We start from the raw sequence: 15,678 nt of genomic DNA, 5'->3' as shown, positions 1-15,678 counted from the left end.
CGTGCAGGCTGCATGAGTCCGGAATTTGACTCATGCACTTCGCGGTGGCTTTTTCTGCCGTTCATAGTGGGCGAGGATCGGTTGAGTGCTGATGCCGTGCAGCAAGATACTCAGGGCAACCACCGACAATGTGAGATCGGTGCACAAGGTGGCCATGCTTGGCACCAAGTCGTGATTCAACGCATAAAACAAATAGTAAAAACTGCCGATACCACGAATCCCGAACCAGCCGATCAGCAGCCGTTGCCGGCGGTCAAGCAAACTTCCCCAAGGTGCAAACCCGACAATCAACGGCCTGATCACGCAAAACAGCACCAGTGCAATCACCAGCGCACGCCAGTCCCAATGCCCGACCAGGACAACCCCGAGCAGGGTTACCAAAAAGACTTCCATGGCGCGCTCGACCAGGCTGCCAAAGGACAGCATGTCGCCGATCATGATGCCCGCGGCCACTTGCGAGTCTTCAAGGTGTTCGACATTACCGTGCACTGCGGCATCGGGTTCGACGTTCTGGTGGCCCACCACCGGTTGAACAAGGTGTTCGGCCGGGGTCTGTGAGTCTTGCGCTGACGTGACTTCGGCTCGACGCAACCCCAAACCGGCCGCGAACACCGACAGAAACCCGTAGCCGTGCACCGACTCGGCGGCGACGTACGCCAGGGCGATCAAGGCAAAAGTCAGATAATCGTTGGGGGAGAGCGTGCTGTCGGCATTGCGGATGCGCATCGACAGGGTCAAGCGACCAATGCCGCGGCCCATGCAGTAGCCGATCAGCAAACCGGCAGGCACTGCCCACAGCAAACGCTTGAGTGCCCAGTCATCGAGCCACGCGGTAGACGAACCGCCCCCTTGTTGCAGAAACAGCAGGCCGAGAATCACAAACGGAAAGGCTACGCCGTCATTCAGGCCCGCTTCGCCGGACAGGCCGAACCGCACAGGGTCTTCATCCTGGGCGTCGTTGACCTGGACCAGTGACGCCAGCACCGGGTCGGTCGGGGCCAGAATCGCTCCAATCAACAACGACAGCCCCCAGGAAAGTTCGAAGCCGAAATGCAGCAACAAGCTGACCCCGACGATGCTCAGCAGCATCACCGGCCCGGCCAAGCCGAAGGCGATTCGCCAACGTCGGTCCTTGAGCGGTAGGCGTAACTTGAGCCCGCAGACGAACAATGAAAAAAGCACCGCGACTTCCGTCAGGTGCTCCATCCACTGGGCGGCATCTTTGATATCCAGCCTGAGCCAGCCTAAACCGGCCGGGCCGATGGCAACTCCCAATGCCAGACACACGGCAGAAGTCGTCACCGGCATCCAGCGCAGGTAGGACGAGGTCATTGCCAGCGTTAGCAGCTCGGCGCCCAGCACCGCAACCCAGGCAATGAAGCTCATGAGAGTGGTTCGTCAACCGACCGTGGCGCGAATGTATTCGGGCGTCAGCACGTTGAACCAGACCAGAATCATTTCTACCAGAATGGTGACCAGCACCAGCAACCCAACGCCCCAGACACATGCGGAGTTGAGCAGGCCTTGTTCCTTGCGTTCATGCATGAACGTCGGCAATCCCACGAACAGCAGGAACGTCGAATAGGCCGAAGCCGCCGCCAGCACCACAATGGCCAGCCAACGGCTCGGGTACAGGCCAGCAATGCCCGCGAGGAAAAACGGCGTGACGGTGTAGGCGGCAAATCCGATGCACTGATTGACGGTCGGCCGGGCGTCGAAAGTGCGTGACATCCAGCGGATGAATAGCCCCATCAGTGCGACGCCGACCAGAATGCTTACATACAACAAGACGCACAGGTGCAGGGCGCTGCGGGTGCTCAGCTTGACGATTTCGTTTTCCGCCAGGCTCCAGCCCACCCATGTGGTGCCGATGAACAGGCACACCGGCGGAATCAGCGCGAGCAAGATCAAATGGGCGAGGTAATGGCGCGGATGGGCTTCCTCTTCCTTGCGGATATCCGTCCATGCGAAGTTCGGTTGGGTGAACAGCTTGACGATAGGTGCGGACATGGCAACCTCCAGATATCGAAGGGCCCGCCAGCGCCGGGCCCATAAGCTGTGGAGCGCGGCAATCGCTCCGGGGTTCCATTTTTACCTCACAGAATGGGCTTGCCGCCCGTCACCCCGAATCGCTGCCCGGTGATGTAGCTGCCTTCATCCGAGGCCAGCAGCACGTAGATCGGGGCGACTTCTACCGGTTGGCCGGGGCGGCCCAGCGGTGTATTGCCGCCGAAATTCTGCACCGTGTCTTCGGGCATGGTCGAGACGATCAGCGGTGTCCAGATCGGCCCCGGCGCCACGCTGTTGACGCGGATATTCTTCGGCCCGAGCATTTGCGCCAGGCCGGCCGAGAAGTTGGCGATTGCGCCCTTGGTGGTGGCGTAGGCCAGCAGGGTGGGATTAGGGAAATCCGAGTTGACCGAGCTGGTGTTGATGATCGAACTGCCCGGTTGCATGTATTTGAGCGCCGCCTGGCAAATTCGGAAAATCGCGGTGATGTTGACGTCGAAAGTCATCACCCATTCTTCGTCGGGAATGTCTTCGAGGTTTTCGTGGGTCATCTGGAACGCGGCGTTGTTGACCAGGATATCGATACGTCCGAAGCGCTCGACGGTTTTCTCCACCAGCGCACGACAATGCACCTTGTGCGCCAGATCTCCGGGCAACAACAGGCATTGGCGGCCAGCCTGTTCGACCCAGCGTGCGGTTTCCTGCGCGTCTTCTTGCTCATCAAGGTAGGCAATCGCCACGTCGGCGCCTTCACGGGCGAAGGCAATCGCGACGGCGCGGCCAATGCCACTGTCGCCCCCGGTGATCAGGGCGATCTTGCCGTCCAGCCGGCCGGAGCCCTTGTAGCTTTGCTCGCCACAGTCCGGATACGGGTCCATCTTGCGCTGCGAGCCGGGAACGGGCTGCTGCTGTTTGGGAAAGGGCGGTCTTGGGTAGTCGTTCATCATCCATCTCCGATCACAAGGCTAGGGAGTCAAAGGGTTGACCCTGGCGTTTTGACTGGAGTTCGGTTGGATTTTGAAGCAGGGAAAACACAAATCCCCAGTAGGAGCGAGCCTGCTCGCGATGGCGGTATTTCAGCCAATACTGATGTTGACTGACACTACGCCATCGCGAGCAGGCTCGCTCCTACAGGGGAAATGAATCAGACCTTCAGGTGACGCAAACTGCGCTCCATCCGCGCAATCCCTTCTTCGAGCAACGAGCGAGGGCAGCCGAAGTTCAACCGCACGAACTGTTTACCGTCATCGCCAAAGTCCAGGCCCGGACTCAAGCCGACCTTGGCCTGCTCAAGGAAAAACTGCTGCGGGTTGTCCAGCCCCAGCGCCGTGCAATCGAGCCAGGCCAGATACGTGCTTTGCGGCACGTTCATGGTGATACCCGGCAACCGGCTACGCACAGCGTTGACCAGATAGTCGCGGTTGCTTTGCAGGTAGTCCTTGAGCGCGGCCAGCCATGGCCCGGCTTCGCTGTAGGCGACGCGGGTGGCTTCCATGCCCAGCGGGTTGACGCTGTCGACCATGCCGCAGCGGGCGTGGTTGACCTTCTCGCGCAGGTGGCGATCCTGAATGATCATGAACGAAGTTTTCAGCCCGGCAATGTTGTAGGCCTTGCTCGCCGACATCAGCGTGATGGTGCGCTGGGCGATTTGCGGGCTCAGGGTGGCCATCGGGATGTGTTGGCGACCGTCGAAGCACAGTTCGGCGTGAATCTCGTCGGAGATGATCCAGGCGTCGTGTTCCAGGCAGATGTCGGCAATCGCTTGCAGTTCGACGCGGGGAAAGGCTTTGCCCAGAGGGTTGTGTGGGTTGCTCAGCAGTAGCGCGCCGCCACCTTGCAGCGACTGGCTGAGGGTCGCCAGCGGTGTGACGTAGGTGCCGTCAGGCTGCGGATCGAAATTCAGTTCGACCTTGTTCAGGCCCCAATGCGCCGGTGCGTGCCGCAGCGGCGGGTAGTTGGGGACTTGAACGACCACGTTCTGTTGCGGCTGCACCAAGGCCTTGAGCGCCATGTTGAAACCCGATTCGACACCCGGCAGGAAGATCAGCTCTTGCGGCTCGATGCGCCAGGCGTATTTGTTCCACAAATCGGCAACGATGGCTTCGCGCAAGTCGTCCTGCGCCACGCTGTAGCCAAGCAACGGGTGTTCCAGGCGTTTTTGCAGGGCCTGGACGATCACGGGTGGTGCCGCGAAATCCATGTCGGCCACCCACATCGGCAATACGTCGGCCGGGTAGCGGCTCCACTTGGTACTGCCGGTGTTGTGGCGGTCGAACACCTGATCAAAATCGAAAGTCATGCGGGATCTCGTGAAGGCGGGTTGAACATTCGCCAATGATAAACGCCAACCCCTGTAGGAGCGAGCCTGCTCGTGATGGGGCCAGTAAAGCCTGTATTGATGTTGCCTGACACTCCGTCATCGCGAGCAAGCTCGCTCCCACAGGTTTTGGGTTGAGCCAGGATCGGAGATTTGCCCGACGGTCGGTTTTCACACAGATCGCCGCCGCATTGTCTAGAGTTTGAAGTGTCGGCAGCCCGTCTGCCGCCACCGTGTTTGTCCAGAAGAGTCCGGCAACGCACCGGATTTCCACCTGATCAGGAGTGCACGATGGACCTCAGCCGTCGTCAGTTCTTCAAGGTCGCTGGTATCGGCCTTGCTGGCTCGAGCCTGGGCGCGTTGGGCATGGCCCCCACGCCAGCCTTCGCCGAGCAGGTGCGCCACTTCAAGCTTGCCCACACCCATGAAACCCGCAACACCTGCCCGTACTGCTCGGTCGGCTGTGGGTTGATCATGTACAGCCAGGGCGATGCCGGAAAGAACGTTGCGCAAAACATCATCCATATCGAAGGTGACGCCGACCACCCGGTCAACCGCGGCACGCTGTGCCCCAAAGGCGCAGGCCTGCTCGACTTCATTCACAGTCCCGGCCGCCTGCAATACCCGCAAGTGCGCAAGCCCGGCAGCACCGAATGGACGCGCATCTCCTGGGATGAAGCGCTGGATCGCGTCGCCGACCTGATGAAGGCCGACCGCGACGCCAACTTCATCGAGAAGAATGCCCAGGGGCAGACGGTCAACCGCTGGCTGACCACCGGCTTCCTCGCGGCCTCGGCAGCGTCCAATGAAGCCGGCTACATCACCCACAAGGTGGTTCGCAGTCTCGGCATGCTGGGGTTCGATAACCAGGCGCGTGTCTGACACGGCCCGACGGTGGCAAGTCTTGCCCCGACGTACGGCCGTGGTGCCATGACCAACCACTGGACCGATATCGCCAATGCGAATCTGGTCCTGGTGATGGGCGGCAACGCAGCAGAAGCGCACCCGTGCGGCTTTAAATGGGTGACCGAAGCCAAGGCGCACAACAAGGCGAGGCTGATCGTGGTCGACCCGCGTTTTACCCGGACCGCTTCGGTGGCCGACTATTACGCGCCCATTCGCACCGGCACCGACATCGCCTTCATGGGCGGGTTGATCAATTACCTGCTGACCGAGGACAAGATTCAGCACGAGTACGTACGCAACTACACCGACGTGTCGTTCATCGTCAAAGCCGGGTATGGCTTCGAGGACGGTATTTTCAGTGGTTATGACGCGGCCAAGCGCCTGTACACCGATAAATCCGGCTGGGGCTATGAGATGGGCGAGGACGGTTTTGCCAAGGTCGATCCGACCCTGCAAGACCCGCACTGCGTCTATCAATTGATGAAGCAGCATTACAGCCGCTACAACATCGACCTGGCGAGCCAGATTTGCGGCATGCCGGTCGATGCCATGCAGAAAATCTGGGAGGAAATCGCCACTTGCTCGCAACCGGGCAAGACCATGACCATTCTTTATGCGTTGGGCTGGACCCAACACTCGATCGGCGCGCAGATCATCCGCAGCGCGGCGATGGTGCAACTGTTGCTGGGCAACGTCGGCATGCCGGGCGGGGGCGTGAACGCCTTACGTGGGCATTCCAATATCCAGGGTTTGACGGACCTGGGATTGTTGTCCAACTCGTTGCCGGGTTACCTGACGCTGCCCGGCGACGCCGAACAGGATTACAACGCCTACATCCTCAAGCGCACGCAAACTCCGCTGCGGCCGGGGCAACTGTCTTACTGGCAGAACTACAGCAAATTCCACGTCAGCCTGATGAAATCCTGGTACGGCGCCAATGCCACCGTGGAAAACAACTGGGCCTACGACTACTTGCCGAAACTGGATATTCCCAACTACGACATCCTCAAAGTGTTCGATTTGATGGGCCAGGGCAAAGTCAACGGCTACATGTGCCAGGGCTTCAACCCGATCGCCGCGTTGCCGGATAAAAACCGCGTGATGGCGGCGCTGGCCAAACTCAAATGGCTGGTGGTGATGGACCCTCTGGCCACAGAAACGTCTGAGTTCTGGCAAAAGGTCGGGCCGTACAACGACGTCAACAGCGCCGAGATCCAGACCGAAGTCATTCGCCTGCCCACCACCTGTTTTGCCGAAGAAGACGGCTCGCTGGTCAACAGCAGCCGCTGGCTGCAATGGCACTGGAAAGGCGCAGATGGCCCCGGCGAAGCGCGTACCGATGTGCGGATCATGAGTGAGCTGTTTCTGCGCCTGCGTCAGCGTTACCAGGCCAATGGCGGCAAGTATCCGGACCCGCTGCTGAAACTGTCGTGGCCCTACAAAATCGCCGATGAGCCTTCACCGGAAGAGCTGGCCAAGGAAATCAACGGCTCGGCCATCGTCGACTTCACCGACGCCACGGGTGCGACGATCAAGGCCAATGCGCAACTGACCGGTTTTGGTCAACTCAAGGACGACGGCAGCACCGCGTCCGGTTGCTGGATTTTCTGTGGCAGCTGGACTGAACTCGGCAACCAGATGGCCCGCCGCGACAACAACGACCCGTTCGGCATGCACCAGCATCAAGGCTGGGCGTGGGCCTGGCCGGCTAATCGGCGGATTCTCTACAACCGCGCCTCGGCGGACCTGCAAGGCAAACCGTGGGATCCGAACAAGCGCCTGGTGTGGTGGAACGGCAAAGCCTGGGCCGGCACCGACGTGCCGGACTACAAGGCCGATGTGCCGCCGGAAGCCGGGATGAATCCGTTCATCATGAACCCCGAAGGCGTGGCGCGGTTCTTCGCCGTCGACAAGATGAACGAAGGTCCATTCCCCGAGCATTACGAACCGTTCGAAACGCCGATCGGCATCAACCCGCTGCACCCGAACAACAAAAAAGCCACCAGCAACCCGGCGGCGCGGATCTTCGATTCGGTGTGGGATTCCCTCGGCGTGGCCAAGGATTATCCGTACGCAGCGACCAGTTACCGGTTGACCGAGCATTTCCACTTTTGGAGCAAGCATTGCAAGCTCAACGCGATTGCCCAGCCGGAGCAGTTTGTGGAAATCGGTGAAGTGCTGGCCAAGGAAAAAGGCATTGTTGCCGGTGACCGGGTGCGGGTCAGCAGCAAGCGCGGCTTCATCGAAGCGGTGGCGGTGGTGACCAAGCGAATCCGTCCGTTGCAGGTCAACAATCAGGTGGTGCACCAGATCGGCATTCCGCTGCACTGGGGTTTTACCGGCCTGACGCGGCACGGATACCTGACCAACACCCTGGTGCCGTTCCTCGGCGATGGCAACACACAGACCCCGGAATCCAAGTCATTCCTGGTCAACGTGGAGAAAGTCTAAATGGCCAGCCAAGACATCATTGCCCGCTCGGCCACCACTACGCCCGCGCCGTCGGTGCGCGGCGTGGAGGAAGTCGCCAAGCTGATCGACACCACCAAATGCATCGGCTGCAAGGCCTGCCAGGTTGCCTGCTCGGAATGGAACGAGTTGCGCGACGAGGTCGGCCACAACCTTGGCACCTACGACAACCCACAAGACCTGAGCGCCGACAGCTGGACGCTGATGCGCTTTACCGAACACGAAACCGACGCCGGCAACCTCGAATGGCTGATCCGCAAGGACGGCTGCATGCATTGTGCCGAACCCGGTTGTCTGGCCGCGTGCCCCAGCCCTGGTGCGATCATCAAGCATGCCAATGGCATCGTCGATTTCGATCAGGATCACTGCATCGGTTGCGGTTATTGCATCACCGGTTGCCCGTTCAACATTCCGCGTATTTCGCAGAAGGATCACAAGGCCTACAAATGCACCTTGTGTTCGGACCGTGTAGCGGTGGGGCTGGAGCCGGCCTGCGTGAAAACCTGCCCGACCGGCGCCATCGTGTTCGGCACCAAGGACGACATGAAGGAACACGCCGCCGAGCGCATCGTCGACCTCAAGAGTCGCGGTTTCGACAATGCCGGCCTGTACGATCCGGCCGGGGTCGGTGGCACCCATGTGATGTACGTGCTGCACCACGCCGACACACCGAGAATCTACGCGGGGTTGCCGGCCGATCCGGTGATCAGTCCGCTGGTGGGGTTGTGGAAAGGCATCAGCAAACCGTTGGCGCTGCTGGCCATGGGCGCAGCGGTGCTGGCCGGGTTCTTCCATTACGTGCGCGTCGGGCCGCAGATCGTTGAAGAGGATGAACATCCGGCCGCGCCGGACACGTCTGTGCATGAAGTCGATCCATCGGTGCACACCTTCGACCCACGCGGGGAGGGCAGGCCATGAGAGACAAACCGATCCTGCGCTACACCAGCAATCAGCGCACCAACCACTGGCTGGTGGCGATCTTGTTCCTGATGGCTGGTTTGTCCGGGCTGGCGTTGTTCCATCCGGCCATGTTCTGGCTGACCAACCTGTTCGGCGGCGGGCCGTGGACGCGCATCCTGCACCCGTTCATGGGCGTGTTGATGTTCGTGTTTTTTCTCGGCCTGGTGTTCCGTTTCTGGCGCGCCAATTACTTCATTGCCAATGATCGCCTGTGGTTGCGGCGCATTGACCGGGTAATGAAAAACGAGGAAGAGGGCGTTCCGCCGATTGGCAAGTACAACCCCGGGCAGAAGCTGCTGTTCTGGACTTTACTGCTGTGCATGCTGGTGTTGCTGTTCAGTGGCCTGGTGATCTGGCGCGCGTATTTCAGTGCGTATTTCGGCATCACCAGCATCCGATGGGCCATGCTGCTGCACGCGTTGGCGGGTTTTGTGCTGATCCTGAGCATCATCGTGCACATCTATGCCGGCATCTGGATCAAGGGTTCGGTCAGCGCCATGATGCATGGCTGGGTCAGCCGCCCCTGGGCGAAGAAACATCACGAACTCTGGTATCGCCAAGTGACTCAAGACGAGCCGCGCGACGACACTCCCGTGCGACCGATCACCAAAAAGGGCTGACGCTTGCCAACCATTCTCGAACCCGGGCAAATCGAAGCGGCGGCCAGTTCGCCGCCGTTTCTGCACCTGCCACCGCGCAACTTGTTCAACCTGCGTGCACAACGCTTAGAGCAACTCGCCGTCGCTCATCCACTGGCCGACTATCTGTTATTGATCGCAGGCTTGTGCCGGGTGCAGCAGCGTATTCTCGACGATCCGCCGCCAAGCGAGCCGCTGGACTCGCAACGCCTTGAACTGTGCCAGCAACACGGTTTGCCACCGTTCGCCGCCGACAGCCTGACCCGCGAGGACGACTGGCAACCCTATCTCGACGCCTTGCTGCAGCGTTATGTGGCACCTGATCAACCGGCCGTAGTCAATGCGTTGGCTACGTTGCAGGCAGCCACCCCGGGCCAACGCCGTTCTTGGGCGGTGGCATTGGTCAGCGGCCAGTATTCGCTGGTGCCGGCGGCGTTGGTGCCGTTTCTCGGCGCCGCCCTGCAAGCGGCCTGGAGCCACTGGCTGTTGAGCACACCCAACCTGCAACTCAAACCCGGCGACAGCCTCAGTCAGTGCCCATGTTGCGGTTCGCCAGCGATGGCCGGGATCATTCGCAATCGCGGCAAGCACAACGGTTTGCGTTATCTGGTGTGTTCGTTGTGTGCCTGTGAATGGCATGTGGTGCGGGTCAAGTGCGTGTATTGCGAGCAGAGCAAAGGCCTGGAATATCTCAGCCTTGAAGACGATCGTCACGCCGCCAATCAGGCGCCGGTGCGCGCCGAAATGTGCCCCGGCTGCAACAGTTATCTGAAGTTGGTCTACCTGGAAAACGATGCGGCCGCGGAAGCGTTGTCGGCGGACTTGGGCAGCCTGATGCTGGACATGCGCCTGGCCCTGGATGGTTATCAGCGTCTGGCGCCGAATCTGTTGCTGGCACCGGGAGACGAATGACCACAGCGTCTACACTCTGGCGCGACGGTCTTTCGATTTCAGGAGCGCCAGATGTCTGCCAGCGGTACCAGCCCTAACCTGCGTTTGCCTTCCATCGACAGTTTGTTGCGTCACCCGGCGTGCCAGCCTTTAACCGAGCGCTACGGGCGCGATGCGCTTCTGGCGACGTTGCGACAATTGCTCGATGAGTTGCGCGAAGCCGTACAACAGGGGTTGGTGCAAGCGATTGAAGTCAGCCCAGAAGTGCTGGCGGGGCGAGTAGGCGAGCGACTACAGGTTCAACACCGCAGCCATGTACGCCGGGTGTTCAACCTCACCGGCACCGTGTTGCATACCAACCTGGGGCGAGCGTTATTGCCGGATGAAGCCATCGACGCGGTGCAACTGGCCGCACGCTATCCACTCAATCTCGAATTCGACCTGCACAGTGGCAAGCGCGGTGACCGCGATGATCTGATCGAGGGCTTGATCCGCGAACTGACCGGCGCCGAAGCGGTGACGGTGGTCAACAACAATGCTGCGGCGGTATTGCTGACCCTCAACAGCCTCGGCGCACGCAAGGAAGGCATCATTTCCCGTGGTGAGCTGATCGAGATCGGCGGCGCCTTTCGCATTCCCGACATCATGGCCCGGGCCGGGGTAAAACTGCATGAAGTCGGCACCACCAACCGCACCCACGCCAAAGACTATGAAGCGGCCATTGGCCCGCGCAGTGGCTTGATCATGCGCGTGCATGCGAGCAACTACAGCATTCAAGGTTTCACCACGAGTGTGCCCACCGCGGAACTGGCGCACCTGGCACATCAACATGGCTTGCCGTTGCTCGAAGATCTGGGCAGCGGCAGCCTGCTCGACCTGACCCGCTGGGGCCTGCCCGCCGAACCGACGGTGCGCCAGGCCTTGCTCGATGGTGCGGACATCGTCACCTTCAGCGGCGACAAGTTACTCGGTGGCCCGCAGGCCGGGTTGATTGTCGGGCGCAAAGACTTGATCGGCAAAATCAAGAAGAACCCGCTCAAGCGCGCATTGCGGGTCGACAAACTGACCCTCGCCGCGCTGGAAGCCGTGCTCGGCCTGTACCGCAATCCGGATCGACTCGCCGAGCGACTGCCGAGTTTGCGCCTGCTCACTCGATCACGGGCTGACATCCTGGCCCAAGCCGAACGTCTGCAACCATCCCTTGCTTTCAGATTGGGCGATGGCTGGAGCGTCAGCGCACTGCCGGCACTGGGCATGATTGGCAGCGGCAGCCAACCGGTCGCGCGCTTGCCGAGCGCCGCACTGTGCCTGCGTCCTAATACCAGCAAACGGCTGCGCGGACGGTCGCTGCTGGACCTTGAGGCCGCGTTGCGCGGGTTGCCGATTCCGGTGCTGGGGCGCATCGATGACGATGCCCTGTGGCTGGATTTGCGCCAACTCGATGACGAATCGGCGTGGCTCGCGCAACTCGAGCACTTGCGCGTGGAGGGTCGGGCAGGGTGATTGTCGGCACGGCAGGGCACATCGACCACGGCAAGACGGCGCTGCTTCAAGCGTTGACCGGGCAGGCCGGCGACCGACGCCGGGAAGAACGCGAGCGCGGCATGACCATCGACCTCGGCTACCTCTACGCCGCGCTGGAACCGGGCGCAGCGCTGACCGGGTTCATCGATGTGCCGGGGCATGAACGCTTCACACACAACATGCTGGCCGGGGCGCAGGGCATCGATCTGGTGTTGCTGGTGGTGGCTGCCGATGACGGCGTGATGCCGCAAACCCGCGAACACCTGGCCATCGTCGAACTGCTCGGCATTGCCCGTGCGATTGTGGCAATCACCAAGTGCGACCGGGTCGAGCCTGCCCGGGTGGAAACGGTGCGCGAACAAGTCAGAACATTGTTGGGGCCTGGGCCTTATGCCGATGCGCCGCTGATTGCGTTGTCGAGCGTTACCGGGCATGGCGTCGACACCTTGCGTCAGGCGCTGCTGGAGGCTCAGCGTGAAGTGCAGCAACGCAGTCAAACGGGCGGTTTTCGCCTGTCGATCGATCGGGCGTTCAGCGTCCCTGGTGCCGGTATCGTGGTCACCGGCACGGCTGTCTCCGGCGTCGTTGCGGTAGGTGACACGTTGCGCCTCGGTCCACTCGACAAAACCGTGCGCGTGCGCGGCCTGCATGCGCAGAATCAACCTGCGGACCTGGCCATGGCCGGACAGCGCGTGGCCTTGAACCTGAGCGGTGAGCGCCTCGCGCTGGAGCAGATTCATCGTGGCCAGTGGCTAACGGCAGAGTGGCTGTACGCACCGACTCAGCGCCTGGACATCGATTTCCAGTTGTTGCCCGGTGAGCCACGTGCCTTTGAGCACTTTCAGCCGGTGCACGTGCACATCGGCACGCAAGACGTCACCGGGCGTGTAGTGTTACTGGAAGGTTCCAGCCTGGTTCCGGGCGAACGGATGTTCGCGCAGATACTGCTTAATTCGCCGGTGCAGGCGGTGACGGGCGATCCACTGATTCTGCGCGACCACAGCGCTCAACGGACCGTGGGCGGCGGACGTGTGCTCGACCCGTTCGCCCCCAGCCGACATCGCCGCAGCCCCGAGCGATTAGCGCAGTTGCAGGCATTGACGGCGAGTCATCGCCTGGAAGACGTGCTGCCAATGTTGCTGGCCAACAGCGAAACCGGGCTCGACCCGCAAACGCTGGAGCGCCAATTCAACCAACCAAGAGCGAACTGGTTGCTACCCGCTGACGTGCTGCTGATCGAAACCCGACAGTCGCCGGTATTGTTCAGCAGCCTGCGTTGGCAAACCTTGCAGGACGAGGTGCTGCAACACCTGGCAAGGTTTCACCAATTGGAACCGGATCAAATGGGGCCTGACCGCGATCGCTTGCGCCGATTCGCCGGTAGCGCCCTTGATCGCTCGACCTTCCTGAGCCTGCTCGACCATTTGCTAAGCGACGGCACCATCGCCGCGAGCGGACCGTGGCTGCATTTACCCGAGCATCAGGTGCGCCTGAGTGAGGCGGACGAAGCGTTGTGGCAACAGTTGCAGCCGCAATTCGACGCGGCGGTCTTCGATCCTCCCTGGGTTCGCGATCTGGGGCACGATGAGATCGCCGTGCGTTTGTTGCTGCGCAAAATGGCCAGGCTGGGGCTGGTGCATCAGGTGGTGCGCGACCTGTTTTACACCGACGCAACGATCCATCGTTTGGCGGCTATGCTGTTGCAACTGGCCAGTGATAATCCGGTGATACAGGTCTCGGCGTTTCGTGATGCCGTGGGGTTGGGTCGCAAGCGCAGCATCCAGATACTGGAATACTTCGACCGGCTGGGCCTGACCCGACGCTTTGGCGATCGCCGTCAGATCCGCCTCGACAATGCCTTGGCCCGGCAAATCGGGCACTGAATTCAAGGAAGGTAATCGCGCCCGGTGGCGCGGCCGGGCTTCAAACCCGGTTGGGGACGGCATCCGTTCCCGGGCAGGTTCGACTCCGGCTACCTTCCGCCACTTTCCTGTCAGAACCGCTATCGACCGTCCATAACGGCGAAATCGCCAAACTTGAGTGCAAATGCCGGGTTTTGACGCGTATACGAACATCACGTTTGCGGATGTACGTCTATGCTGGGCAAACCGACTTTCTACCTTCGCAGTGGAACTGCCAGGAGATTTCCATGGTGCCCGTATCGCTCTCAGAGAAAGCGTTATCCCGCGGATTGCTCGATGTCTTGATTCGTGCCGGGCTGATTGTTGTTCTGGTGTTGTTCTGTTTCCAGATTTTCAGTCCGTTTCGCGACTTGATGTTGTGGTCGGTGATCCTCGCGATCACCCTGTATCCGCTGCAGCAGAAGCTCAGAGGCCCCTTGGGGCAAAAGGACGGCCGCATTGCGACGTTGATCGTGCTGGTGGCGATCATGATTCTCATGGTGCCCATTTATCTGTTGGGCACGTCGATTGCCGATTCCGTGGAAAGTGCCATGAGTGTCGTCAAGGACGAAGGCGTGCATATTCCGGCGCCTGCGCCGTCGGTGGCTGAATGGCCGCTGGTGGGCAATCAAGTGTTTGCACTCTGGCAACAAGCGGCGACCGACCTTCCCGGGCTTACGGCCAAGTACATTCCGCAGATCAAAGGCGTCAGCCTCGGCCTGCTGGGTAAACTGGCCGGGGTCGGCATGGGGTTCCTGACCTTTATTTTTGCGCTGATTATCGCCGGGATTTTCATGGCTTACGGTGAAAGCGGCAGCCGCGCTTCGGTACAGATTGCCTCGCGGATCAGCGGGCCGGATAAAGGTCCCAGCGTTGCTGCGTTGTGCACCGCCACCATCCGTGCCGTGGCGCTCGGCGTGGTCGGTATCGCGTTCATTCAAATGCTGCTGGTGGGGCTCGGGTTCGTGCTCAAGGGTGTACCGGGCGCGGGCCTGCTGGCATTGGCGGTCCTGCTGCTGGGCATCATGCAATTGCCGGCGACGTTGATTACCGTACCGGTGATTGCCTATGTGTTCGCCACTGAAGGCCCCAGCACCACCACCATCATCTTCGCTGTTTTCGTCTTCGTTGCCGGCCTCGTGGATAACGTGCTCAAGCCACTGCTGCTGGGCCGTGGCGTCGACGTGCCAATGCCGGTGGTGCTGATCGGCGCCCTCGGCGGCATGGTCACCAGCGGCATCATTGGTTTGTTCATCGGCCCGGTGATACTGGCAGTCGGTTACCAACTGTTCTGGCAGTGGGTACAGGATCGCCCGCCATCGGAAGGAGGGGTGTAGCTGAGGGCATTGGGGGAATGGCGTAAGGCGCCGATCAGCCGGTCGGCTCAACCGAACAGCTCATTCCTCCTGAACCCGGCTTTTGGAAATACGCGCTATTGCCGTCTTGCCGAAAGCTGTAGCTCCCCTGTAAATCCTTGCCGGTGTATTGGGTTCCCAGTTCACTCGGCACCTGATTCAGCGTCACGGAACTGTTGGCCCACGTCAGGAACACCACACCTGGCTGCGTGGTAAAGAACGTGGCCGCGATCAACGCGTTCAACCCTGCGCAGCGATAGGCCAGCGGGCCTTCGGTGAGCCGGCTGGGGTCCTTGGTCCTGACGATGGCCGAACCTTGGCGCAACTGATGCGCGCGCTTGGCGTAACTGGCGATCGTGCACGTCCGGATATCAGATTGGGAGGCACACTGGTTACGGGCATCGACCCAGAACTGCTGGTCGAGGGCCACTTTATCAGGGCGCGGAACTGAGTTTTCATCGGTGAGCGCCAGACGATAAAGGCGCATCAGTTCGATATCCATCTGCGCCAGTTGCGCGTCGCCACAGATCAGTTTTTCAACCTTCGCCGTCGCTTTGGTGCAATCGTAGCTGGTGGTGAACGACGCAGCGTCTGCGCAGGGAGCCGTCCCCAGGCAAAGGCTGGCAGCGAACACAGAGGCAAAACAGGCCGAGACCGTTTTCATGTTGGCGTCACCCAGATCACCGGATTGCCTTGGGACGAATCGA

At 60.8% G+C, this 15,678-nt stretch carries 12 protein-coding genes and 1 tRNA gene; 8 read left to right on the top strand and 5 right to left on the bottom strand.

Translation table 11 applies throughout. The features are described from left to right. Positions 1 to 30: 30 nt before the first annotated feature. The 4 genes from KVG88_RS02605 to KVG88_RS02590 all read right to left on the bottom strand — a co-directional run bounded on the left by KVG88_RS02605 (position 31) and on the right by KVG88_RS02590 (position 4,309). Complete coding sequence (locus KVG88_RS02605; protein ID WP_217870232.1) at positions 31 to 1,386, bottom strand: cation:proton antiporter; 1,356 nt, start codon at positions 1,384 to 1,386, stop codon at positions 31 to 33. A 12-nt stretch (positions 1,387 to 1,398) separates the two neighbouring features. Continuing rightward, entirely contained in the window at positions 1,399 to 2,010 is a 612-nt protein-coding gene (locus KVG88_RS02600; protein WP_150700453.1) for a Yip1 family protein, read from the bottom strand. Positions 2,011 to 2,096: 86 nt separating this feature from the next. Then, positions 2,097 to 2,954, bottom strand: a complete 858-nt coding sequence (locus KVG88_RS02595) for an SDR family oxidoreductase (RefSeq protein ID WP_150700452.1) — start codon at positions 2,952 to 2,954, stop codon at positions 2,097 to 2,099. Between the two features lie 200 nt (positions 2,955 to 3,154). Beyond that, positions 3,155 to 4,309 (bottom strand): MalY/PatB family protein, encoded by a 1,155-nt coding sequence (locus KVG88_RS02590; protein WP_217870231.1) that lies wholly within the window; start codon positions 4,307 to 4,309, stop codon positions 3,155 to 3,157. Between the two features lie 309 nt (positions 4,310 to 4,618). On the opposite strand from KVG88_RS02590, the gene fdnG reads away from it, so the two are divergent. The 8 genes from fdnG (at position 4,619) to KVG88_RS02550 (ending at position 14,953) form a co-directional block, all read left to right on the top strand. Further along, positions 4,619 to 7,684, top strand: a complete 3,066-nt coding sequence (gene fdnG / locus KVG88_RS02585) for a formate dehydrogenase-N subunit alpha (RefSeq protein WP_150700449.1) — start codon at positions 4,619 to 4,621, stop codon at positions 7,682 to 7,684. Beyond that, complete coding sequence (fdxH, locus tag KVG88_RS02580; RefSeq protein ID WP_150700448.1) at positions 7,685 to 8,620, top strand: formate dehydrogenase subunit beta; 936 nt, start codon at positions 7,685 to 7,687, stop codon at positions 8,618 to 8,620. It begins immediately after the preceding gene. Further along, complete coding sequence (locus KVG88_RS02575) at positions 8,617 to 9,282, top strand: formate dehydrogenase subunit gamma (protein WP_150700447.1); 666 nt, start codon at positions 8,617 to 8,619, stop codon at positions 9,280 to 9,282. Before fdxH ends, KVG88_RS02575 begins: the two co-directional genes overlap by 4 nt. Before the next feature lie 3 nt (positions 9,283 to 9,285). Continuing rightward, complete coding sequence (gene fdhE / locus KVG88_RS02570) at positions 9,286 to 10,212, top strand: formate dehydrogenase accessory protein FdhE (protein WP_217870230.1); 927 nt, start codon at positions 9,286 to 9,288, stop codon at positions 10,210 to 10,212. A gap of 51 nt (positions 10,213 to 10,263) precedes the next feature. Then, on the top strand, positions 10,264 to 11,694 hold the full coding sequence (gene selA / locus KVG88_RS02565; RefSeq protein WP_217870229.1) for an L-seryl-tRNA(Sec) selenium transferase: 1,431 nt from the start codon (positions 10,264 to 10,266) through the stop codon (positions 11,692 to 11,694). Then, on the top strand, positions 11,691 to 13,598 hold the full coding sequence (gene selB / locus KVG88_RS02560) for a selenocysteine-specific translation elongation factor (protein WP_217870228.1): 1,908 nt from the start codon (positions 11,691 to 11,693) through the stop codon (positions 13,596 to 13,598). The genes selA and selB overlap by 4 nt, the downstream gene beginning before the upstream one ends. Before the next feature lie 6 nt (positions 13,599 to 13,604). After that, positions 13,605 to 13,700: transfer RNA gene (locus KVG88_RS02555), tRNA-Sec, on the top strand. Positions 13,701 to 13,864: 164 nt separating this feature from the next. Further along, complete coding sequence (locus KVG88_RS02550; protein ID WP_150700443.1) at positions 13,865 to 14,953, top strand: AI-2E family transporter; 1,089 nt, start codon at positions 13,865 to 13,867, stop codon at positions 14,951 to 14,953. A gap of 34 nt (positions 14,954 to 14,987) precedes the next feature. Here KVG88_RS02550 and KVG88_RS02545 read toward each other — a convergent pair whose 3' ends face one another. Continuing rightward, positions 14,988 to 15,635 (bottom strand): MliC family protein, encoded by a 648-nt coding sequence (locus KVG88_RS02545; protein ID WP_217870227.1) that lies wholly within the window; start codon positions 15,633 to 15,635, stop codon positions 14,988 to 14,990. Positions 15,636 to 15,678: the final 43 nt, after the last annotated feature.

The sequence above is a fragment of the Pseudomonas azerbaijanoccidentalis genome (assembly GCF_019145495.1).
In the GTDB taxonomy this organism is placed as follows: domain Bacteria; phylum Pseudomonadota; class Gammaproteobacteria; order Pseudomonadales; family Pseudomonadaceae; genus Aquipseudomonas; species Aquipseudomonas azerbaijanoccidentalis.
This window is presented reverse-complemented; position numbering and strand designations above follow the sequence as displayed.